Below are 21875 nucleotides of genomic sequence, written 5' to 3'. Positions count from 1 at the left end.
ATCGACATGATTATTCCGCATTGTTTTTCAGCGGTGAAACCATGATAAATAAAGGGTTATCTTTCGTCATGCTTATTTGTGCGCTGTTTTCAGGCCAGCTTATGGCCGGACACGAAGGACACGAATATTTATGGGTCAAGAATGTAGGGCATCAGCTTCGTCATGAAGCCGACAGCGATGAGTTGCGAAGCGCTGCAGAAGAGTCGGCGGAGGGTTTGCGCGAACACCACCTGTGGCAGAAGTCGCGCAAACCGGACACGCACGTTCGGTAATTAGCTGCCCTTGCGTTTTGGCAGGGTTTTCATCAGATCGTCCGGGCTGACGGACGCCACAATACTGCCGGGCTGCGGCATTTTGAAGATGTGGTTTTTCATCTTACCAATCACATGCATTTCGCAGGGACGGCAGTCGAACTTGAGGGTCAGAACTTCATCGCCGTTTACCAGCTGCATGGGGGTAGCCTTCCAGCTCTTAATGTTCCCTTTCGCCTGCTTAGGACACAGGTTAAACGCAAAGCGCAGGCAGTGCTTGGTGATCATCACCGGCACATCGCCCTTCTCTTCATGCGCTTCATAGGCTGCGTCGATCAGCTGCACGCCGTGGCGATGATAGAATTCACGCGCTTTATGGTTGTAGACGTTGGCGAGGAAGGATAAATGGGTGTCCGGGTAGACTGGCGCAGGGACGGCTTCCGCTTTACGGCTTCCGCGCGGATACTGTGCCAGGCGCGCGGCGTCCAGCATCTCTGCCGTTTCACGGCGGAACTGGTTAAGCAGGCTGTTTGGTACAAACAGCGCGTCCGGCAGATTCACGTCGATAGCGCGCGCGTAGTAAATCGTCTGGCCCAGCTTTGCCACGCCATCCTTCAGGCTGTTAAGCGCTTTTGCGGCGTTGTTTGCCACCTCGAAAAGACCATCGAGCGTATGCGTCACGCTAATTCCGTCTTCACAAGTCATCGTCAGAATCAGCTGCTCTTCCCAGCCGCCCAGCTCAATATCCACGGCGATACGACGTTCGCTGGAGGTTTTCAGCAGCGCCTGCTGCCAGTTATGATCGAGGTTACGGTTAAGGGCCGCGTTCGGCCGCGCCTTGTAGAGATCGGCGGGCATTTCATTCGGCCAGACGCGGTAGCGGTTCTCGCCGGTTTTCTCGACCGTATTGGCACGGAAGCCTACGACCTCACGCTTAATCATCACGTTAAGGCCATCGCCGTTCGCCAGCGGTTCCGTCACTTCGACATCAAGGTGATCTTTCGCCACTTTCAGCACTTCGCCCACCGGTAAACCGATAAACTTCGGTGAGTCAAACGCGCCGATATCCCCTTTACGGGCGTTCACAAAATAGTCCGTGCTGCCGCGGTGGAACGTTTTGTCCGTCGATGGAATAAAGAAATGCTCGGTGCGGCCGGCCGACGCGCGCGCCAGGTCGCCGCGATCTTCGATAATGGCGTCCAGCATCTGGCGATAGTGCGCGGTGATGTTCTTCACGTAGCTCATATCTTTGTAGCGCCCTTCAATCTTGAAGGAACGCACGCCCGCGTCGATCAGCGCGCCCAGGTTGGCCGTCTGATCGTTATCCTTCATGGAGAGCAGGTGTTTTTCGAACGCCACGACGCGGCCCTGATCGTCTTTCAGGGTATACGGCAGACGGCAGGCCTGAGAGCAGTCGCCGCGGTTGGCGCTGCGGCCCGTCTGCGCGTGGGAAATGTTGCACTGACCGGAGTAAGCGACGCACAGCGCACCGTGGATAAAGAATTCAATCGTCGCGTCTGTCGCCTGGTGAATATCGCGGATCTGATTCAGGTTCAGCTCGCGCGCCAGAACGATCTGCGAAAAGCCGACGTCGGAGAGAAACTTCGCCTTCTCGACCGTGCGGATATCGCACTGGGTACTGGCATGCAGTTCAATGGGCGGAATATCCAGCTCCAGAACGCCCATGTCCTGAACGATCAGGGCATCCACCCCGGCCTGGTAGAGATCGGTAATCAGACGTTGCGCAGGCTCAAGCTCATCATCATGCAGAATGGTGTTCAGGGTCACGAACACTTTCGCCCCGAAACGGTGGGCGAACGGCACCAGTTCAGCAATATCGCTCAGGCTGTTGCTGGCGTTATGGCGGGCACCGAAGCCTGGGCCGCCAATGTAGACGGCATCAGCACCATGAAGGATCGCTTCACGGGCAATGGCGGCGTCGCGGGCCGGGCTTAAAAGTTCAAGATGATGGGATTGCAGGCGCATACTTCGTCGTTATCCGTTATGGTCAAAATGGCGGCTATTGTAGTCAGAAGTATGCGTCAGCGAAACAGTTTTGCGTAGCGTCAGCGGGGATAATGAATCAGGGAGTGAAAATGCACCGTCCGGTCGCTGCTGTTGCGGTAGGCGTGCGGTTTATCGCCGGCGAAACGGACGCCCGAATCGGCAGAAATCGTCTGCCACTCGCCGTCAAGCTTCATCTCCAGCTCGCCGCTTACCACCACCACATGTTCAACCACACCGACCTCGTGCGGCGTGGATTCACTCAGCGCGCCGGGTGCCAGGGTAATGGAGAAATAATCAAACCCGAGCGTCTCGTCCCACGGAAAGAGCGGTTTGACCACCATTGCCTGCTGCTGCGGGTCAAACACCGCCTGCCGGTCCGCCTCTGGCGTAATGAACGCGGAAAACGGCACGTTCAGCCCGGTGGCTATTTTCCACAGCGTCGACACCGTCGGGCTGGATTCATTGCGCTCGATTTGCCCCAGCATCGCTTTTGACACGCCGGTCTCGTCCGCGAGCTTCGACAAACTCCAGCCGCGCGCCTGGCGCAGCGTTTTCAGCGTTGTTGCAAGGTGTAGTGTGATGTCCATGGTCCCTCCTGATGGCGATCAGCATACCACTTGTACGCTATAGCGCACAGTGTTACCTTATATTGGACGTTATAACGCACAACGGAGTTTTCATGCGCCCTTCCTCTCACCTTGTTCCAGTCGCCCTGGCTGGATTTGTCGCCGTGCTGGTCGGTTACGCCAGCTCGGCCGCCATCATCTGGCAGGCCGCTGCGGCGGCTGGTGCCAGCGCACAGCAGATCGCAGGCTGGATGACCGCGCTGGGGATTGGGATGGGCGTCAGCACGCTGGCGCTTTCCTGGTGGTACAAAGCGCCGGTGCTGACCGCCTGGTCAACGCCCGGCGCGGCGCTGCTCGCCACCAGCCTGCACGGCGTGACGCTGCCGGAAACGATCGGCGTGTTCATCTTTGCTAATGCGCTCATTTTACTTTGCGGCATCACCGGGCTCTTCGCCCGTCTGATGAGGCTGATCCCCCATTCGCTTGCCGCCGCCATGCTGGCAGGCGTGTTGCTGCAGTTTGGCCTGCACGCGTTTGCGCACCTGGAGGGTCACTTTCTGCTGTGCGGCAGCATGATTGCTGCGTGGCTAATAGCAAAAGCGCTGGCCCCGCGCTATGCCATCGTGGTCACGCTGCTGGTCGGCGGTATCGTGGCATGGGCGGGCGGTGACGTTGTCACTGATAAGCTCACGCTCTCGCTTGTGATGCCCGAGTTTATTGCGCCCACGTTCACCTTCACCAGCCTGGTGAGTATTGGCGTGCCCTTCTTCCTGGTGACCATGGCATCACAAAACGCGCCGGGGTTCGCCACGATGAAGGCCTCCGGTTACCCGCTGGCGGTCTCGCCGCTCATCATCGTTACGGGAGCGCTGGCGCTGCTGTTTTCCCCTTTTGGCGTCTTTTCAATCTGTATCGCAGCCATTACTGCCGCCATTTGTCAAAGCCCGGATGCGCACCCGGATCCCGCAAAACGCTGGCTGGCGGCCATCGCAGCCGGAGGATTTTATCTGCTGGCGGGGATTTTCGGCGGCTCGATTACCGGGCTGATGGCCGCTCTGCCGCTCAGCTGGATCCAGACGCTCGCCGGTCTGGCGCTGCTGGGCACCATCAGCGGGAGTTTATATCAGGCACTGAGCCACGAGGCGGAGCGCGACGCGGCCATCGTCACGTTCCTGATGACCGCGAGCGGCGTCACGATCCTGGGCATCGGTTCGGCATTCTGGGGGCTGGTGCTGGGCGGCGTGTGCTATGCCCTGTTTTCACGCGCTCGCCGCGCGTAGCTGCGAAGGCGTCATGCCCGTCGCGCTGCGAAAGCGGTTGCTAAAGTGGCTGGCGGAGTTAAACCCGCAGGCAAGGGCGATGTCCGTCAGCGGCGTCGCCGTGTTCTGCACCAGCGCCTTCGCTTTTTCCATTCTTCTCTGCATCACGTACTGATGCGGCGCCAGCCCCGTCGACTGACGGAACATGCGGGCAAAATGGTATTCGCTGAGGGCGGCCTGCGCCGCCAGTTCAGCCAGCGTCAGGGGTTGCCCGAGGTTCTCTTCAATAAAGGCCAGCACGTTGCGCAGCACGAATGGCGATAGCCCGCCGGTGACGACCGGCAGCTTCCACTGAACGTTAGAGTAGTTTTGCAGCAGATGGGTCAGGAGCAGCGTAGAGGCCGTGCTCAAAGTGAGCTGGTTGGCGTGCTGCTGCCAGTCGCAGCCGAGCAAAAACTGGCGATACAGCGCGGTGATCTTCGGATCGCTACCAAAAATGCGCTCGTCCAGCGTCAGCGAAAGCGGGCGCTTGTCCCAGATCTTCTCCCCCACGTCGCGCAGGTGTTCATCGGTGCAGTACAGATGCACAAACGACAGGTCATCCCGGATATCCCACGTCGATTCGCTCTCTTTTGGCATCAAGCAGAAACGGTCCGGCCCCCCGCCGTTCTTCCAGCCGCCCGGCGTTTTTTGATAGCTTTCGTAGCCATCCGCTACGTACAGGCTGAGAGTATGGTGGTTACTTTTTACCGTAATCGTATCGTGCTTGTTGTACCACGCTGCCAGCTGAATGCCCGAATTCAGCGAGACGGTTTCCCGGAGGACCGCATTCTGTTGGCAAAGCGTTTCAAAGGTATCGTAAGCGTGAGACATGACCGTAAGCGCGTGATTGACTGGAATATCAGTCTAAGAAGAGTTGTCTCCCGTTGCCAGCCCCCGGGAAAGAAAAAAGCGCAAGATTTTGCAAGTCGACCGCAAGCCGGTGAAAGCCCCTGACCGATCTCGGCGCCATACTGCGGGCTTTCGTGGTTTGAGAAGAGAAAAAGTATGAACGCATTATTATACGGACTGGTGGTGGTCATCTGGGGAACCACCTGGATTGCGATTTTCCTGCAGCAGGGTCCCGTAGCGGCGCCCGTCTCTATTTTCTGGCGTTTCGCCGTCGCCAGCCTCACGATGATGGTGGTGTTAATCGCCCTGCGCCGCCTGCGCAAGCTGGCGCTGCGGGATCACCTTTTTTGTATCCTCCAGGGATGCTGCGTTTTCTGCTTTAACTTCTGGTGTTTTTACGCCGCAGCCTCGCACATCAACACCGGGCTGGAATCGGTGATCTTCTCCATGGCCGTGCTCTATAACGCCATTAACAGCTTTATTTTCTTCGGCCAGCGCCCGCCCGCGCGTTTCTGGACGGCGGCGGCACTGGGCCTGACTGGGATCGTCACCCTCTTCTGGGACGATCTGCTGGCCAGCGGCTGGAGCGCGTCGCTCCTGACCGGGATTGGTCTCTCCGCGCTCGGCACCTACGGCTTCTCGCTCGGCAACATGATCAGCATGCGTCACCAGCGCAGAGGACTTGAAACCATGACCACCAACGCCTGGGCGATGCTCTACGGCACGCTGGTGATGGGCTGCATTGCCCTGTTCAGAGGCGACAGCTTCGCGCCAGAGTGGACCGTCAGCTACATTGGCGCGCTACTCTATCTGGCTGTGTTTGGTTCGGTGATTGCGTTTGGCGCCTATTTCACGCTGGTGGGGCGCATTGGTCCGGGCAAAGCGGCCTACAGTACGCTGCTCTTCCCGCTGGTGGCGCTGACCATCTCCACGGTGTATGAAGGCTACGTCTGGCATATCAACGGTATCGTAGGGTTATTGCTGATTCTGGGGGGGAATATGGTAATGTTTACCAAACCAGAAACCTGGTTCAGACGCTTACGAATGGCGTAAATAAAAAGGCCTGCATTACGCAGGCCGTTTTATTTTATTTCGCGGTCTTTTTCACATCAAACATGGTGGCGTCCGTCGCCATGTCATCAACTACCTGCTTCAGCGTCGCAAAGGTCATCGGCGTACTTTCGTTGTTCAGATCTTTACCTTCGCCTTTACGCACCACCTTCATGACCGGTTTGTTGGTGGCCGCATCGATCAGTTCGCCTTCAAAGAAGAGATGCGTATCCATGGTGCGATGCCCGGTTGCCATCTGCGTACCTGCTACCACCAGCGCGACCGGCACCACTTCATAGAACTGCAGACCTTCTTTCTGCGAACTCACCCCGGTAATTGCACCGCGGAAAATCAGGCTGTGTTTACCCGGCGTGGTCACAACTGGCTTACGGGTACCAATAGCGGTTTTCATTTTGTTATTGGTGTAATTCAACAGCTCATCAAGCGTTTTTTGACCAATTTGAGTGGTCGGTTTAGGCGCAGGATAATAAGTAATCGGCGTCCAGAGAATACTGTCGTAATTAGCTTCGTTATAAGAAGGATCCACCCAACGCAGCGTTGGTTTTCCCGTCGCAGACGTCGTCTGCTGCAAGCCTGAATAGTCTTTTAAAAAGCCAGAATATTGTTCGGGAGCCGCGACTTTTGAAGAACAGCCCGCTAACGCCAACAGACCAGTAAGCACTGCAACTTTAAAAAAAGTTTGAGTACGCATGATAGTTTTCCATGTTATCTGCAAGTATGCATTTGAAGTTATAGCAAAAGACCGGCGGGTTTGTTGTGACAAAAAATGATGCGGAGAGCACAAATTGCGAAAAGACTGCCCGGAAGCGTGCCGGGCAGTGAAAAATTACTGATTTATATCCAGTTGCCAGAACAGATGTTTGCCAAACGGGTCAATTTCATAGCCCGTCACCTCCTTGCGCACCGGTTCGAAAATGGTTGAATGCGCAATCATCACCGCCGGCATTTGATCATGCATCATTTGCTGAGCCTCTTTATACAGCGCCACGCGTTTATCGCGATCGGTGGTTGATTTTGCTTCCGCAATAATTTTATCGAAGGGCTTATAGCACCATTTCGCCGAATTTGAGCCACCGTTTGCCGAGGTACAGGTAAATAGCGGACCAAAGAAGTTGTCGGGATCGCCCGTTGCGGTCGTCCAGCCCATCAGCGCGGCCTGGTGTTCCCCGCCCTTCACGCGCTTAAGGTATTCGCCCCACTCGTAGGTCACGATTTTGGTCTGTACGCCGATTTTCGCCCAGTCGGACTGAATCATCTCCGCCATGCGTTTCGCATTCGGATTGTACGGACGCTGCACCGGCATCGCCCACAGGTCGACGCTCACGCCGTTGGCAAAACCGGCCTCTTTCAGCAGCGCTTTCGCCTTTTCAGGATCGTAATCGTAATCCTTAAGCTCGCTGTCTGCGCTCCAGACGCCCGGCGGCAGCAGGTTCTTTGCCGCAGTGCCGGTGCCGTGGAAAACCGCATCAATAATGGCCGGCTTATTGATGGCCATCGCCAGCGCCTGACGGACTTTTACGTTATCCAGCGGCGGCTTTTGGGTATTGAACGCCAGAAAGCCGGTATTCAGTCCGGCTTTGCTCATCAGGTTGATGTCTTTGTTCGCCTTCATGCGCGGCAGGTCCGCTGGGTTTGGGAACGGCATCACCTGACACTCGTTCTTCTCAATTTTGGCAAACCGCACGGAGGCATCCGGCGTGATGCTAAACACCAGCCGATCCAGCTTCGATTTCCCCTGCCAGTAGTCGGCAAACGCCGTAAACAGGATCCGCGAATCCTTCTGATACTGCGCCAGCTTAAACGGCCCGGTACCTATAGGCTCCATATCCACCTTCTCCGGCGTGCCCGCTTTGAACATCGCGTCGGCATATTCCGCGGACAGGATCGAGGCAAAATACCATGCCAGATCGGCGACAAACGGCGCTTCCGGGTGCGCCAGGGTAAAGCGCACGGTGTGGTCATCAACTTTATCAATGCCGGTAATCAGGCTGCCAAACTCCAGACTTTCGAAGTTGGAATAGCTGCCGTTAGAGACGTTGTGATACGGATGATTCACGTCTTTCTGGCGCATAAACGAGAAAATCACGTCGTCGGCGTTAAAGTCGCGGGTCGGCGTGAAGGATTTATTGCTCTGGAATTTAACGCCCTTACGCAGATGGAAGGTATAAACCTTGCCGTCGTCGCTCACCTCCCAGCGCTCCGCCAGGCTCGGTACCAGCTCCGTGGTGCCGGGTTTGAAATCGACCAGCCGGTTATAGACCGGCACGGCGCTGGCGTCCACGCTGGTTCCCGAGGTGTATAGCTGAGGATTAAAGTTTTCCGGCGATCCTTCGGAGCAATACACCAGCGTTTTCGCGGCGACGGTGGAACTGACCGTGAGTGCAGCAAGCGCCAGCGTTATAGTTGTGAGTTTGCTTTTCATCATTTATTCCTGTCTTTTTAATTCGACGGCTAATTAATTCTTTTGCCATTTCATAAATAACATTAAAGTGATGTGGCAAACACCCGAAAAATAAATAAGGAACAAATCACTATGGGCTCGCCGCTTTCCAGACAATTAACGCACCGTTTTTTCCGCTATCTCGCTATCACCAGCCAGAGCGATCCCAAAGTCAAAACCCTGCCCTCAACGCCGGGCCAGCACGACATGGCGCGGGAGCTGGCGCAGGAGCTGGCACAGCTGGGGTTAGACGACATTGTGATTGATGAATTTGCTACGGTAACGGCGGTAAAAAAAGGCAACGTGCCCGGCGCGCCGCGCATCGGCTTTATAACCCATATTGATACCGTGGACGTGGGATTATCACCGGATATTCATCCACAAATATTAACGTTTACCGGTGAAGATCTCTGTCTGAATAAAGAGAAAGACATCTGGCTGCGGGTTAACGAGCACCCTGAAATTCTGGCGTATTCGAATGAGGAAATTATTTTCAGCGACGGAACCAGCGTATTGGGCGCGGATAATAAATCGGCGGTCACGGTGGTCATGACGGTGCTGGAAAACCTGACGGCGGAACATCAGCACGGGGATATCGTCGTGGCGTTTGTGCCTGACGAAGAGATCGGTCTGAACGGTGCAAAAGCGCTGGACCTTAAGCGCTTTGACGTCGACTTCGCCTGGACCATCGACTGCTGCGAGCTGGGAGAAATTGTCTACGAGAACTTTAATGCGGCAGCCGCTGAAATCCGCTTTACCGGCGTAACGGCGCACCCGATGTCCGCCAAAGGCGTGCTGGTGAATCCCCTGCTGATGGCGACTGACTACATCAACCATTTTGACCGCCAGCAAACGCCGGAGTGCACCGAGGGGCGTGAGGGCTATATCTGGTTTAACGGCATTCAGGCCGGGCAAAACGAGGCCATTCTTAAGGCCAATATCCGCGACTTTGACAAGGACAACTTTGCCGCCCGCAAGCAGCAGATTGCCGACGTAGCCGCGCTGGTTGCCGCCCAGTATCCAACGGCCAGGGTGGACTATCGCATTGAAGATACCTACAGCAATATCAGCAATGCGATTGGTGAGGACCGGCGCGCCATCGATCTGATGTTCGAGGCGATGGAATCGCTCGGCATCACGCCGAAGCCGACGCCCATGCGCGGCGGTACCGACGGCGCGGCGCTCTCGGCAAAAGGGCTGCTCACGCCGAACTTCTTCACCGGCGCGCATAACTTCCACTCGAAGTTTGAATTCCTGCCGCTGTCGTCGTTCGAGGCGTCTTACCACACCGCCCTACAGATCTGCCTGCTGGCCGCCCGCTAAGCGGGCTTGCGCGCCAGCATAGTGGCAAAGCGCAGCTTGATGCGGTTGCCGTTTTCGTCGGTGCGGTGCAGTTCGCCAACGTCTTCGTTGTATTTGAGCAACTCCCAGCCTTCGTAGTAGTTGCTCAGCTCGCCGCTTTTGAACGCAAACGGGAAGCCGACGGTGCACGGGTAATCCGCCGTGTCCATCGCGGCAACAATCAGGTTGTAGCCGCCGGGCCTGGTGCAGCGCTGCATGTTGGCGATAAGTCCCGGGATGGTTTTTGACTCCAGGAACATCAGCACCACGGTGGAGAGAATGAAATCGTACTCGCCGTCAAAATTCAGGTTGTTGAGATCTTTAATTGCCGTGTAGAGGTTATCGATCCCTTCTTCCGACTTGATGCGCTCGATATTCTCGATGCTCATCGGGTTTTTATCCCACGCGGTCACCTCGTAACCGTTGGCCGCCAGATAAAGGCTGTTGCGGCCATTGCCGCAGCCCAGATCAAGCGTTTTACCCGGTTTAATCTGTGCCGCACTGAACAGCACCTCTGAGTGGGTGCGGGTTAAGCCATATTTCTCTGTGAAGTAATTCTCGTCGACGGTCATTATTTTTTCCTGAGCCTGCATAACTGAAAGTGCATTTTGAATGCCATTTTAAGGCGTTTACCGTCTGGTTGCCAGCCGTTCGAAAACCGAAAAATTTGCTACGTTTAGTTGAGACGCTTATCAGAGACCAAAAGATGAAAAAATATCGCCTTAGCGACGAAACCCGCCTCTGGCAATGGAAAAACGGCGAAACTACCCACTCCGTCACGCTGCGGCAGATTATCGCGACAGTGGATTTTAACGACGTGACGGCCGGCACGAAAGGCGGCTGGGTTGACGATGAGCGCGCCCTCGCGCAGGACGGCGACTGTTGGATCTACGACGAAAACAGCGTGGTGTTCGCCGGTGCAACCGTGTCCGGCAACGCGCGTCTTACCCTGCCGTGCATCGTTAGTCACGATGCGCATATCAGCGGCAGCTGCTGGCTGGACGCGGCAGAAGTCAGCCACGGTGCGCGTATAAGTGACAACGTCACTATTCAGCACTCCTGCGTAAGGGGCGAGTGCCATCTCTACGGCGACGCCCGCATCCTGCACAATAGCGTTATCATTGCCGCCAAAGGGCTGACGCCGGACCATGACCAGATCCTGCAAATCTACGACAAGGCGACCGTCAGCCAGTCGCGCATTGTGCATCAGGCGCAAATCTACGGCGAGGCGATGGTGAATTTTGCCTTTGTCGAGCACCGCGCCGAAGTATTCGACAACGCTATCCTCGAAGGTAACGACTTAAATAACGTCTGGGTGTGCGACTGCGCAAAGGTCTATGGCAACGCCCGCGTGATTGCCGGTTATGACGACGATGCTATTCCGACGGTGCGCTACAGCTCTCAGATTGCGGAGAATGCCGTGGTGGAGGGAAACTGCGTCATCAAGCACCACGTTCTGATTGGCGGTCAGGCATGGCTGCGCGGCGGGCCGATCATGCTGGACGATAAGGTGGTGATCCAGGGACGCGCGCGGATAAGCGGGGATGTGCTCATCGAGCACCGGGTTGAAATCACCGATGATGCGGTCATCGAAGCGTTTACCGGGGAGAGCATTCACCTGCGCGGCGAAAAAGTGATTAACGGCAACCAGCGCATCACCCGCACCCCGCTGCTGGGGGCGTTATAGGGCGTAAATCTTCCCGTAGATATTCACATCGTCAAAGCGACCGTTCAGGTATTCCGCTTCCCGCAGGCACCCTTCCAGCGTAAAACCGTTGCGCACGGCAACGCTGTTGCTGTGCTGATTCGCCACCCGACATTTGATCACAAAACGGCGGATCTCCCCGCGTTCAAAGTAGTAGCGCATAAACGCCTGAAGTGACCGGGAGAGAATGCCCTGCCCCTGATGGCCTTCATCCAGCCAGTAGCCGATATAGCCGGTTTTGTTAGCAGGCTCAATCGTATTGAACGACAGCACGCCAACCAGCACATCATCCTTGAAGATCAGAAACATTTTGGCGTAGCCGCGCTGGTGCAGCATCTGGTTACTTTGCACGTTGCGGCGGGTATCCTCTTCGCTGCCCACGTGCTGCGCCCAGTCAAAGGCGGTTTGTAGAAAGGTTTTGTTTTTGACGACGAGATTGTGCAGTTCGGCGGCGTAGCGTTCTTCGACGGCGCGAAGCTCGAGAGCGTCAGATACCGGGATAATTTCGGATTTTGCTGCGGTCATTGCCCCTCACCCTAACCCTCTCCCGGAGGGAGAGGGAATCGATCGTTAACGCATTATCCGGTCGTCAACGTAGTTACGTTTATCCGGCGCCGGTGGGAAATACTGGTACAGCCAGGTTTCACTGATGGCATCGCCCTGGCAGCGCAGGAACAGGCGCATATCCACCGGCTCCGTCGAATCCGAGGTTGGGTACCAGTCAAACAGGATGCGATAGCCGTCAAACGGCTCAACGTAGAGGATCTCAACCTGCTTCGCTTCACCGCTGGAGAGCGTAATCACCGGCTCGATGCCTTTTGGCGCAGCGGCCTTCAGGTCGCCACCGACGAAGTCGATAGCAAAGCGACGGGCCCACACTTTCGGGTAATTTTCGCCCGGTGCCCAGCCTTCCGGGAAGCCGCCCATGCCGGTACGGGTGGCGAAAACGTTGGCCAGCGGTGAGCGCACCGGCGGCATGGCGCTCCAGTACAGACGATATTTAAAGTCCAGCTCGTCGCCCGCCTTCACCGCTTTTTCCGGCTGCCAGAAGCAGACCACGTTATCCAGCGTTTCGCCGGTGGTCGGGATCTCCATCAGGCCAACCGCGCCTTTACCCCAGTCGTTACGCGGTTCAACCCACAGGCTCGGGCGTTTGTTATACCAGCCCATCACGTCCTGATAGTGCGAGAAATCGCGGTCGAGCTGCAGCAGGCCGAACCCTTTCGGGTTTTTGTCGATATACGCGTTGAACTGCAGCTTCTGCGGGTTGTTCAGCGGACGACAGATCCACTCCCCGTTGCCGCGCCACATTGCCAGGCGGTCGGAGTCATGAATTTGCGGGTGAATGGTGTCACACATGCGGCGTTCGTTATTGCCGCAGCTGAACATGCTGGTCATCGGCGCGATGCCGAGCTGCTTGATGTCCTTCCGCGCGTAGAGATGGTTTTCCACCTCCATAATCACCTGGCTCTTCTCGCAATGGATCACAAATTTATAGGCGCCGGTGATGCTCGGGCTGTCCAGCAGCGTATAGACGGTAAAATTCGTGTCGCCTGGCTTGACGGTTTCAAACCAGAAGGAGGTAAAGTCCGGGAACTCTTCCGGGGTGTCGGTAAAGGTATCTACCGCCAGACCGCGCGCGGAAAGGCCGTACTGGTAGGTGTCATCCACCGCGCGGAAATAGCTCGCGCCCAGGAAAGAGACGATATCGCGACGCGCCAGCTCAGGCGCCTTAAAGGCGCGGAATCCCGCAAAGCCGAGATCGCTTTGCCCTTCAAGCTGTTTGGTATCCACACCCGTTTCGCCGTAGCTGAACAGCTCCGGGCGGAAGTGGATCTCGCGCGCCATAGAGGTTGACTGGTCCAGCGAGAACATCCGCACGCGGCGGCGGAACCCCATCCCCATGTGGAAGAACTGCACGTCCAGCTGACGCCCTTCAATGTTGTTCCACAGTGACTGTTTTTCATCGTAGCGGATGGCGTTGTACGCCTGCGGCGTCATGGTTGCCAGCGTGTCCGGCAGCGGACGCGGCGCGCCACCCCACGGGGTTTTCGCCAGGTCATGCGCCATGGATTGCAGTACGGAGAAGTCGAAACGACGGCTCTGGCCGTCAGCAATGTCAGAGTCGGCAGCGTATGCCGCTTTGGAAAACAGGGAAGCAAGGCCAGATGTGCCGCTCAGGGCTGCCACTGCCAGCGAGCCTTTTAGAAAACGTCTGCGATTCATGCCTGGAAAAACGTCCTTATGGTCGTGTGAATGTGTTTCGCGCTCGGCGAAATGACGGCAAGAAAGAACGCACAGCCTAAACAAAAATGGTTAAGAATCCAATTGTTGGCCGGTGATTATATGAACAAAGTGAGAAATATTTTCTGTCGACCAGAACGGCCCGAAAGTGGTGTAAAGAAAGTCTGGAAAATGTGTATAAAAATGCCCCGTCAGGACATCAGCTGACGGGGCTAATAAGGCGGTTATTTTACGCTGACATCGATACCCGGGAAGTACTTATCAGCGAGTTTAGCGATCGTGCCGTCGGCACGTACTTTATCGATCGCGGCATCAAGCTGCTTTTTGGTGGCCTCGTCGCCCTTACGCAACCCAAAACCGATCCCACTGCCGAGGATAGTGTCGTCAGACACCGGTTTGCCGATGAAGCCAAACCCTTTCCCCTGCGGCTTGCTGAGGAAACCTGCCTGCCCGGCCGCGGACATGACCAGCGAGGCGTCGATACGGCCATTCAGCAGATCGCCCCAGGCCATATTCTGATCTTTATAAGACACCACGGTGACACCCTGCTTTTCCCAGTGCTCTTTGGCATAGGTTTCCTGAATGGATCCCTGCAGCACGCCGATGGTTTTGCCCTTCAGCCCTTCTGGCGTTGCCTCAACCGCCGTACCGGCCTTGCCGACCAGCTGCGACGGAATACGGTAGATCGGCTGTGTAAAATCAATGCTCTTGCGGCGCTGCTCGGTGATGTTCATCGCCGAGTTGATGGCGTCAAATTTCTTCGCCACCAGGCCCGGGATCAGCGCATCAAAGGAGGTTTCAACCCAGCTGCACTTCAGCGCTGCCGCTTTGCAGATGGCATTCCCCAGCTCAACGTCGAACCCTTCCAGTTCGCCCGTCGCATTGCGGCTCTCAAACGGCGGATATTCCGCTTCCAGCCCGTAACGCAGCTCGGTAGCCGCGAAGGAAGAAAAAGTACACAGCAATCCCATGCCGACAACTAACGCGCGTAATTTCATCTACAACTCCTCAGAGCCTATCTCAGCGTGGTTTAACCCGACACAGGGCCTGGGCACCTGCCCGTAACGTCGCCTCATCTTTCGCAAAAGAGAGACGAATCAATTTATTATCCGTACCGTCCGCATAAAACGCCGACAGCGGAATGGTGGCAACGCCGTACTCAACGATCAGCCGTTTCACCAGCTCGCTGTCGCGCTCGTCGCTGAACTGGCTGTAGTCCGCCAGCATGAAGAACGATCCGGCGCTCGGCAGCAGCGTAAACGGCGAATCGGCCAGCAGGCTGTGCAGCAGATCGCGCTTGCGCTGGTAAAACGCCGACAGCGACAGCCAGGTTTGCGGGTCGACCATATGCTCAGCAAACGCGTGCTGCATTGGCGTATCGGCAGAAAACATTAAAAATTGATGCACTTTACAAATCTCGTCCATCAGTACCGCCGGTGCAACACAGTAACCCACGCGCCACCCGGTGACGTGATAGGTTTTTCCGAAAGAGGAAATAATCACGCTGCGCTCCGCCAGCTGCGGGTGCGTGGCCATCCCGTGGTGCGGCTCGCCGTCAAAAACGACGTGTTCGTACACTTCGTCAGACAAAATAATGATATCGGTATTGCGCGTCAGCGCCGCCAGCTGCTGCAGGTCACTGGCGGAGAAGACCTGGCCGCTCGGGTTGTGTGGCGTATTGATGATGATCATGCGCGTGCGCGCCGTGATCGCGGCGCGAACCTCATCCCAGTTGACGGCAAAATCCGGCACGGTGAGCTTGATGGCAATTGGGGTTGCCCCCTGCAGACGGACAATCGGCGCGTAGCTGTCAAAGGACGGCTCAAAGTAGATCACCTCATCGCCCGGGTGCACCAGCCCGCTAATCGCCGAATAGAGCCCTTCGCTGGCGCTGGCGGTCACCAGCACCTCGCTGGCAGGGTCGTACTGCGTGCCATAGAGTGTGGCAATTTTATCGGCAATACGTTCCTTGAGCGGCTGCAGGCCGGTCATCGACGCATACTGGTTGTGCCCCGCCTCCATTGCGCGGGTGACGCCCGCAATCAGCTTCGGGTCGCAGGAAAAATTCGGGGCGCCCTGAGAAAGGTTAATCGCGTTATGCTGCGCCGAGAGCTGGCCGATAACGGTAAAAATGGTGGTTCCCACATCCGGCAGTTTGGAGCGCGTTTGCACAGGCGTTCGTAAAGTCATCCTCTTTCCCTTCTCATGGACATTGCATAACTATTCAAACAACATCTGTGCTGTCGGGACAATCGAATTGTTGTCATAATAGCCATGAGAAAAATGCATAGCTGAGGTGTTTTCTATGTCACGCCGTTCGCTTCCCCTTAATGCCATCGACGCATTTTTAGTCACCGCGCGTCACCTCAATCTTACCCATGCCGCCGCCGAACTGTGTCTGACGCAGGGGGCCGTGAGCCGTAAGATTGCCTCCCTTGAGGCGTGGTTTGGCTTTCCGCTTTTTGAGCGCCACGCGCGCGGGCTGCGCCTCTCACCGCAGGGTAGCGCCCTGCTTCCGGAGCTGCAGTCCGCTTTCGAGCAGCTGCTGTCCGTGGCCGACCAGGCCCGCAGCCAGCACACGGTGATCCGGCTGAAGGCACCCACCTGCGCCATGCGCTGGCTGGTGCCGCGCCTGCTGGAGGTGGAGCGCGAGCATCCGGATCTGCAGATCGCGCTGACCACCACCACCGATCACAACGTCAATTTCAAAACCGAATCTTACGACGCGGCCATTGTGTTCGGCACGCACATGAGCGCTGGCGATCTGCTGTTCGAAGAGGCGCTCACCCCGGTGATAAGCCCGGTGCGTGCGGGGGCAGCGCTGGGCTCGTTAACGTTACTTCACCCCACAAGGGATAAGACGGACTGGTCGCTGTGGCTGACGAAACAGGAAGGCCCGGGCTTTGCCATGCACAAAAATCAACACTTCGACACGATGGATCTCGCCATTACGGCCGCCATTCAGGGGCTGGGCGTCGCCATCGCCGACGAAACGCTGGTGGCAGAAGATATTCACGCTGGAAGGCTGGTACGGCCCTATGAGACAAGCATAAAAACCGGCGCAAGCTACCGGCTGGTGCTGCGCGAAACGCCAGGCGAGGAAAATGGTCTCGCGGCGTTTCGCGCCTGTTTGCTTAATCGAGGCTGACGTGGTGCTTCATTACCCGCTTGAAGAGGCTCATGCGGGCGCGCATAAAGCGGTTTTCAAGCCTGAAAGCTGCATGTTTATTCACGCCAATGCGTAACAGAACGTCCCGCCCTTTACGGCACGCGGGCCAGTGCGTCGGCCCGGGCAGGACGTCGCGAGGACCAGCGTCACGCGCAAAGCTCACCCAGTAATCGGCCACGTGGGCAGCAAACTGCAGATCTCGCTCATTGACGTACTGACGTGAAGGCTCCACCTGACCGAGCGTATCGAAGACGTAGGGAACTTCGTTGCCGTGCCAGGCGCCGTTGATATACGTGCCATGTTCCGCCTCTGCGACATAGTCAAACCAGTAGCGCCAGCACAACCCACCCACGCGCTGCTGGGCCTGCATCACCACGTAGCCCATGGTGGTAAACGCCATGTCGCGGCACACCTGCCTGCCCAGCTCTTCATCGCCCTTCACGCCCGGATAGAGCAGCTTAATCAGCCCCAGCCCGAAGCGACGCTCCCGGCGAAGCTTCTGAATTTGTCCGGCGAGATCGATGCCAAACACCGCCATCACGCTGGCTTCATCGCTGTTGGAGCCAATCATTACCGGCACCGGATGCTGACGGGCGGCGAAAAAGACGTCCAGCATGGCTTCCGGCAGAACACAATCTCCAGCGATGGGCGCCGGGGCGACGTTCAGCGGCGCGGTGAGCGGCCAGAACGCCTCGGGCGGAATGGCGCGCAGCTGCCCGGCGGTCGCATTTTCCAGCCCGAAATGGGCGGCCAGCGCTTCCCCTTTTTGCAGCGCCTGCTCGCGCGGCGTGTCCGGTAAGGTGTATCCGCTTTGCACAATCGCCTTGTGGAATAATCCTGCTGCCAGCGGAGAGGCCAGCAGCGAGAGCACGCTGCGCGCGCCAGCGGATTCGCCAAACAGGGTCACATTCGCGGGATCCCCGCCAAACCCGGCAATGTTATCCCGCACCCATTCGAGCGCGGCGATCTGATCCAGCAGGGCAAAATTATGCACCACGCGCCCTTCCTCGCCTTCCAGCGCGGGATGGGCGAAAAAGCCGAGATGGCCGAGACGGTAGTTAATCGTGACCACAACCACCCCGCGCGTGGCCAGCGCTTTGCCGTTATAAGGCGGCAGGCCTCCGGCACCAATCGTAAACCCGCCTCCGTGCAGCCAGACCATAACCGGCAGCGGCTCGGCGCGCTCTGCGGGAGACCAGACGTTAAGGTAGAGACAATCTTCGGAAAACTGCCCCGGATCGCCGCCGCCTAGCTCCTGGCAGTACTCGCTGCTTTGCCAACTTGAGGCGGAGAATGCCGTGGCCTCACGCAGGCCATCCCAGCGTTCAGGCGGCCGGGGGGAGCGCCAGCGCCACTCCCCCACGGGCGGGGCGGCGTAGGGAATACCGCACCAGACGTGGACGTTCTCATCGGTTAAACCAGACAGTGCGCCCTGGCGCGTTTCAACCACAGGGGCGGAAGGATTTTGCATAACGACCTTATTGTTTCCATCACACCCCAGCAGAGTAACGATTTCAGAGCAAACCGCAACGCTGTTTGCTGCGCGTTTCAGCCTCCTGGTAGAGCGTAAACTCGTCATACACCGGGCATCCCAGCGCGTATTCAAACGCATCGCGGCTGGCGTTACCGTGGCTGCGGGCCTGGGTTTCGTTCCCGAGGTTGGACTGGAAAATCCCCGCGGCGCTGACCGGGAGGAAATCTTCGTAGGTGATCGGCTGGGCAACCACCCATCCGCGCTCGATCAGCGGCTGCGGATCGTCTCCGGGACGAAACGCATGCCGATGCGCTTCCCCGGCTGGCGTCAGGCGATAGCGGAAATAAGCCAGCTCCTGACGGCGCATGAGCATTTCGCTGTCCGGGAAGGCGCTAAAGATCTCCCGCAGATGCAGCTGGTGGGTCAGGTTATCTTTACCGGTACCGGCCTGGGCGAGAAGGCTATCGTACAGTTCCCGGCCTTTCGGGGTCAGCGCCACGCCGCGCTGTTCAATCTCACCGAAGCGCGCGGTGTGGGTGCCTTTATGTTCACCGGCAAACAGCACCGGCTCTTCCAGCGCCTTGAAGCTGGTTTGACGCAATAAGACGGGCACGTCGCGACGCGGCGGTCCTTCGATCAGAATTTTTGGCTCGATACCGTACTTCGGCATCAGTTCCTGCACCCGGTCAATATCCAGCGTGCGCGGCGTGAGGTGGTTAATATGGCAGCCAGGGAAGCAGACCACGTCGGCAATCAGGCGATGCTCGTTGCTCAGGGCCAGATAGGTTTCCCGATCGACCGTCGCATGGCGGTGCCAGCGGAAGGTTTCTAACGCTTCGTGCACAAACTCATGGGCCTGTGCGTCAGTAAACTGCCCTTCCGACTCGTGCAGGTCGATCAGTTCCAGGCAGCGCGGGGTAAAGATGTTCCGGTGAGACAGGATCTCTGCGGCACGCTCGCGCAGCGCGACGTTTTCAATCAGCTCAAGACGCAGCAGCGAGGTAAAGATACGAAACGGATTTCGACACAGGGCCGCATCATCGATCGGGCGAAACGCCGTTGAGTGGACCGGCACCCCCGCCTGAGAGAGATCGTAATAGCTGACCGGGTACATACCCATAATGGCAAACATACGGCGCAGGGTTGAAAGTTCCTGTGCCGTGCCGACGCGGATCGCCCCGTGACGCTCCACGTTCAGGCGCGCAAGCTCATCGGCGTTAGCCAGTTGTTCATGTAATAGTGGATTATTTTCCAGAACCGCCAGGTTTACGTCCGCAACCAGTTCAAGCAAGGTGCCGTACTGCGGAACTTCCTGCTGGTACATCGCCGACATAGCCTGCGAAAAGTGTTCCCGAATGTCATCAGCCGTGATGGTGTTCGCCATGATGTCATGCCTCCAGTGAATATTACCTGGAGTGTAGAGAAACCCGTTCCTTCCGGGGGGAAGAATTTCTGAATTGTGATCTTAAGACGACAGTGGTCAAACCGTGTGCTACTGGTCCCTGAACAGCACCGAACGGAACCGCCCTTTAAACCTGAACGCTTTTATCCAGGATTTTCCTTATAATTATTTAGGGTTCCGCTTTCTAGCTATAAAGGAGTATTTTTTGGGTCTCTCCTGAATGCAAATTAACCAATTCGAGTAAGCCATTATTTTTATCGCCACCTTTCAAATTTTTAGCTCGAAGTTAGGATTAATCTGAATGGTTGTTTACAAGTCCTTCCTGTCTATCCATATTTCCCTTTTAAGCGAAGCGTAAATTTACAAATATTTAAAAATAACGCAACCGCAAATAGCCAAACGCATTTGACGGATGCTGCACAGCGACTAGAGTTATTACTCGAACGACGAGTGATACGGAATATTTTCGTATCGTACTGACATAACCAATATATGACTATGAGGTTTAATATGGCAGAGCATCGTGGTGGTTCCGGTAATTTCGCTGAAGACCGTGAAAAAGCATCAGAAGCTGGACGTAAAGGTGGCCAGCATAGCGGTGGGAACTTTAAAAACGATCCGCAACGCGCTTCTGAAGCGGGTAAGAAAGGGGGACAGAACAGTCACGGCGGAGGCCGTAAATCTGATAACTCCTGATCTTATTTAATACTCTTTTAATAAAACCAGAGAGCATGCTGCGGGCTGAAAAGCTCGCAGTACCCTTTCTTTATTTTACCGGAGCGTAATTATTATGAATATGAAAAGCGTCGAGGATGTCTTTATTCATCTTCTGTCGGATACCTACAGCGCAGAAAAGCAGCTTACCCGAGCGTTAAGCAAGCTTGCCCGCGCCGCTTCCAGCGAGAAGCTGAGCGCAGCATTTACCGCACACCTGGAAGAGACGCAGGGTCAGATTGAACGTATTGACCAAATCGTTGAGCAGGAAGACGGTATTAAGATCAAACGCATGAAGTGCGTGGCGATGGAAGGCTTAATTGAAGAAGCCAACGAAGTCATCGAAAGTACGGAAAAAAATGAAGTACGTGATGCCGCACTTATTGCCGCCGCGCAAAAAGTCGAACATTACGAAATTGCCAGCTACGGTACCCTTGCCACATTAGCAGAGCAACTGGGCTATAAAAAAGCCGTTAAGCTTCTTGCCGAAACGCTGGAAGAAGAAAAAGAGACCGACCTTAAACTCACCGACCTGGCCGTAGGAAATATTAACCAAAAAGCGCAGAAATGACGCAATAATACAGATTAAATAAAATGAGCATCAGTCCCAGGACAATTAAACGGTGCCATTTAGCGGCAGCCATAATATGGTTCATTCTCGCCATCCCCTCCGTAATATGGTGGAAGAATAGCGTGCTATGGGTCATTATCATCAGTATTTACGCCAATATTGTCGGCCATTTATCTGGCTACAGTGCCGCGCGTGCCGATCAGGCTGCTGAAAGTGAGACCAAATAAGCGAACCCCTAATGAGGATACAATGATGAATCACGTAGAACACTACCATGACTGGCTACGCGATGCCCATGCGATGGAAAAGCAAGCCGAATCTATGCTGGAATCCATGGCCAGCCGTATCGATAATTATCCTGATGTTCGCGCCAGAATTGAGCAGCATATTAATGAGACAAAACGGCAAATTACATTGCTGGAAGAAATCCTCGACCGTAATGATATTTCTCGTTCGGTTTTAAAAGATTCGATGAGCAAAATGGCGGCACTCGGCCAGTCCATTGGCGGCATGTTCCCGTCTGATGAGATCGTTAAGGGTTCGATCAGCGGCTATGTTTTCGAACAGTTTGAAATAGCCTGTTATACCTCCCTGCTCGCGGCGGCTAAGAAAGCAGGCGACGTCGCCTCGGTGCCGGCCATCGAGACGATTCTGGCGGAAGAACGCGAAATGGCCGACTGGCTGATTCGCCATATTCCGCAGACCACGGAACAGTTCCTGCTGCGTTCAGACGCATCGGGCGTCGAAGCAAAAAAATAATCAGGGAGAAT

22 protein-coding genes are annotated in these 21875 nt (G+C 56.2%); 10 read left to right on the top strand and 12 right to left on the bottom strand.

Going from position 1 to position 21875, the window contains the following annotated elements; all coding sequences use genetic code 11:
- The first annotated feature begins 41 nt into the window (after positions 1-41).
- Positions 42-272: a DUF2554 family protein gene (locus ACMGGX_RS20980; protein ID WP_420298918.1), complete on the top strand. Its 231-nt coding sequence runs from the start codon at positions 42-44 to the stop codon at positions 270-272.
- Here the strand turns inward: ACMGGX_RS20980 and ACMGGX_RS20975 are convergent, their stop codons facing one another.
- Positions 273-2237 carry a peptidase U32 family protein gene (locus tag ACMGGX_RS20975; RefSeq protein ID WP_420298917.1) on the bottom strand — a complete coding sequence of 655 codons (1965 nt, stop codon included), beginning with the start codon at positions 2235-2237 and terminating at the stop codon, positions 273-275.
- 80 nt (positions 2238-2317) lie between these two features.
- Positions 2318-2845 carry an XRE family transcriptional regulator gene (locus ACMGGX_RS20970; protein ID WP_063441527.1) on the bottom strand — a complete coding sequence of 176 codons (528 nt, stop codon included), beginning with the start codon at positions 2843-2845 and terminating at the stop codon, positions 2318-2320.
- A gap of 11 nt (positions 2846-2856) precedes the next feature.
- Between ACMGGX_RS20970 and ACMGGX_RS20965 the strand changes: the two genes are divergently transcribed.
- Positions 2857-4104 carry a benzoate/H(+) symporter BenE family transporter gene (locus ACMGGX_RS20965; protein ID WP_181593159.1) on the top strand — a complete coding sequence of 416 codons (1248 nt, stop codon included), beginning with the start codon at positions 2857-2859 and terminating at the stop codon, positions 4102-4104.
- On the opposite strand, the gene ACMGGX_RS20960 is transcribed toward ACMGGX_RS20965, so the two are convergent.
- Entirely contained in the window at positions 4084-4956 is an 873-nt protein-coding gene (locus tag ACMGGX_RS20960; protein WP_032657103.1) for a helix-turn-helix transcriptional regulator, read from the bottom strand. The two genes, ACMGGX_RS20965 and ACMGGX_RS20960, sit on opposite strands and share 21 nt — an antisense overlap.
- Before the next feature lie 174 nt (positions 4957-5130).
- Between ACMGGX_RS20960 and ACMGGX_RS20955 the strand changes: the two genes are divergently transcribed.
- Positions 5131-6027, top strand: a complete 897-nt coding sequence (locus tag ACMGGX_RS20955) for a DMT family transporter (protein WP_205915876.1) — start codon at positions 5131-5133, stop codon at positions 6025-6027.
- Positions 6028-6061: 34 nt separating this feature from the next.
- On the opposite strand, the gene ACMGGX_RS20950 is transcribed toward ACMGGX_RS20955, so the two are convergent.
- Both ACMGGX_RS20950 and ACMGGX_RS20945 read right to left on the bottom strand, forming a co-directional pair.
- Positions 6062-6736, bottom strand: a complete 675-nt coding sequence (locus tag ACMGGX_RS20950; RefSeq protein WP_033145514.1) for a DUF3313 domain-containing protein — start codon at positions 6734-6736, stop codon at positions 6062-6064.
- A 135-nt stretch (positions 6737-6871) separates the two neighbouring features.
- A complete protein-coding gene (locus ACMGGX_RS20945; protein WP_420299030.1) occupies positions 6872-8467 on the bottom strand; it encodes an ABC transporter substrate-binding protein in 1596 nt (531 codons plus the stop codon).
- Positions 8468-8578: 111 nt separating this feature from the next.
- Between ACMGGX_RS20945 and pepT the strand changes: the two genes are divergently transcribed.
- Positions 8579-9808, top strand: a complete 1230-nt coding sequence (pepT, locus tag ACMGGX_RS20940; RefSeq protein ID WP_420298916.1) for a peptidase T — start codon at positions 8579-8581, stop codon at positions 9806-9808.
- Here pepT and tehB read toward each other — a convergent pair.
- Positions 9805-10419, bottom strand: a complete 615-nt coding sequence (gene tehB / locus ACMGGX_RS20935; RefSeq protein ID WP_348561130.1) for a tellurite resistance methyltransferase TehB — start codon at positions 10417-10419, stop codon at positions 9805-9807. The two genes, pepT and tehB, sit on opposite strands and share 4 nt — an antisense overlap.
- A gap of 113 nt (positions 10420-10532) precedes the next feature.
- On the opposite strand from tehB, the gene ydcK reads away from it, so the two are divergent.
- Positions 10533-11513: a YdcK family protein gene (gene ydcK, locus ACMGGX_RS20930; protein WP_420298915.1), complete on the top strand. Its 981-nt coding sequence runs from the start codon at positions 10533-10535 to the stop codon at positions 11511-11513.
- On the opposite strand, the gene rimL is transcribed toward ydcK, so the two are convergent.
- From rimL to ACMGGX_RS20910, 4 genes are all read right to left on the bottom strand, one after another.
- Positions 11508-12056 carry a 50S ribosomal protein L7/L12-serine acetyltransferase gene (rimL, locus tag ACMGGX_RS20925; RefSeq protein ID WP_420298914.1) on the bottom strand — a complete coding sequence of 183 codons (549 nt, stop codon included), beginning with the start codon at positions 12054-12056 and terminating at the stop codon, positions 11508-11510. The genes ydcK and rimL overlap by 6 nt on opposite strands.
- A 45-nt stretch (positions 12057-12101) precedes the next feature.
- Positions 12102-13757 (bottom strand): glucan biosynthesis protein D, encoded by a 1656-nt coding sequence (locus tag ACMGGX_RS20920; protein ID WP_420298913.1) that lies wholly within the window; start codon positions 13755-13757, stop codon positions 12102-12104.
- Positions 13758-13999: 242 nt separating this feature from the next.
- Entirely contained in the window at positions 14000-14773 is a 774-nt protein-coding gene (locus ACMGGX_RS20915; RefSeq protein ID WP_420298912.1) for a transporter substrate-binding domain-containing protein, read from the bottom strand.
- A gap of 22 nt (positions 14774-14795) precedes the next feature.
- The gene (locus ACMGGX_RS20910) at positions 14796-15965 is read right to left on the bottom strand and encodes a pyridoxal phosphate-dependent aminotransferase (protein WP_420298911.1); all 1170 of its coding nucleotides are present in this window, start codon (positions 15963-15965) and stop codon (positions 14796-14798) included.
- 115 nt (positions 15966-16080) lie between these two features.
- On the opposite strand from ACMGGX_RS20910, the gene ACMGGX_RS20905 reads away from it, so the two are divergent.
- The gene (locus tag ACMGGX_RS20905) at positions 16081-16923 is read left to right on the top strand and encodes a LysR family transcriptional regulator (protein ID WP_420298910.1); all 843 of its coding nucleotides are present in this window, start codon (positions 16081-16083) and stop codon (positions 16921-16923) included.
- Here the strand turns inward: ACMGGX_RS20905 and ACMGGX_RS20900 are convergent.
- Positions 16910-18415 carry a carboxylesterase/lipase family protein gene (locus tag ACMGGX_RS20900; protein WP_420298909.1) on the bottom strand — a complete coding sequence of 502 codons (1506 nt, stop codon included), beginning with the start codon at positions 18413-18415 and terminating at the stop codon, positions 16910-16912. The two genes, ACMGGX_RS20905 and ACMGGX_RS20900, sit on opposite strands and share 14 nt — an antisense overlap.
- 43 nt (positions 18416-18458) lie before the next feature.
- A complete protein-coding gene (locus tag ACMGGX_RS20895) occupies positions 18459-19802 on the bottom strand; it encodes a VOC family protein (RefSeq protein ID WP_420298908.1) in 1344 nt (447 codons plus the stop codon).
- A 528-nt stretch (positions 19803-20330) separates the two neighbouring features.
- Here ACMGGX_RS20895 and ACMGGX_RS20890 point away from each other — a divergent pair.
- The 4 genes from ACMGGX_RS20890 to ACMGGX_RS20875 all read left to right on the top strand — a co-directional run bounded on the left by ACMGGX_RS20890 (position 20331) and on the right by ACMGGX_RS20875 (position 21864).
- A complete protein-coding gene (locus ACMGGX_RS20890) occupies positions 20331-20516 on the top strand; it encodes a general stress protein (RefSeq protein ID WP_004150795.1) in 186 nt (61 codons plus the stop codon).
- A 94-nt stretch (positions 20517-20610) separates the two neighbouring features.
- Positions 20611-21105 carry a ferritin-like domain-containing protein gene (locus tag ACMGGX_RS20885; RefSeq protein ID WP_023311678.1) on the top strand — a complete coding sequence of 165 codons (495 nt, stop codon included), beginning with the start codon at positions 20611-20613 and terminating at the stop codon, positions 21103-21105.
- Positions 21106-21128: 23 nt separating this feature from the next.
- Positions 21129-21332: a hypothetical protein gene (locus tag ACMGGX_RS20880; protein ID WP_008502273.1), complete on the top strand. Its 204-nt coding sequence runs from the start codon at positions 21129-21131 to the stop codon at positions 21330-21332.
- Between the two features lie 25 nt (positions 21333-21357).
- Positions 21358-21864, top strand: coding sequence for a ferritin-like domain-containing protein (locus tag ACMGGX_RS20875; RefSeq protein WP_024908416.1), 507 nt, complete (start codon positions 21358-21360; stop codon positions 21862-21864).
- Positions 21865-21875 lie beyond the last annotated feature (11 nt).

The organism is Enterobacter sp. BNK-29 (assembly GCF_048684785.1).
Taxonomy (GTDB): domain Bacteria; phylum Pseudomonadota; class Gammaproteobacteria; order Enterobacterales; family Enterobacteriaceae; genus Enterobacter; species Enterobacter cloacae_M.
Note: the sequence above shows the minus strand (reverse complement) of the source record. Positions and strands in the feature narration are given on the sequence as shown.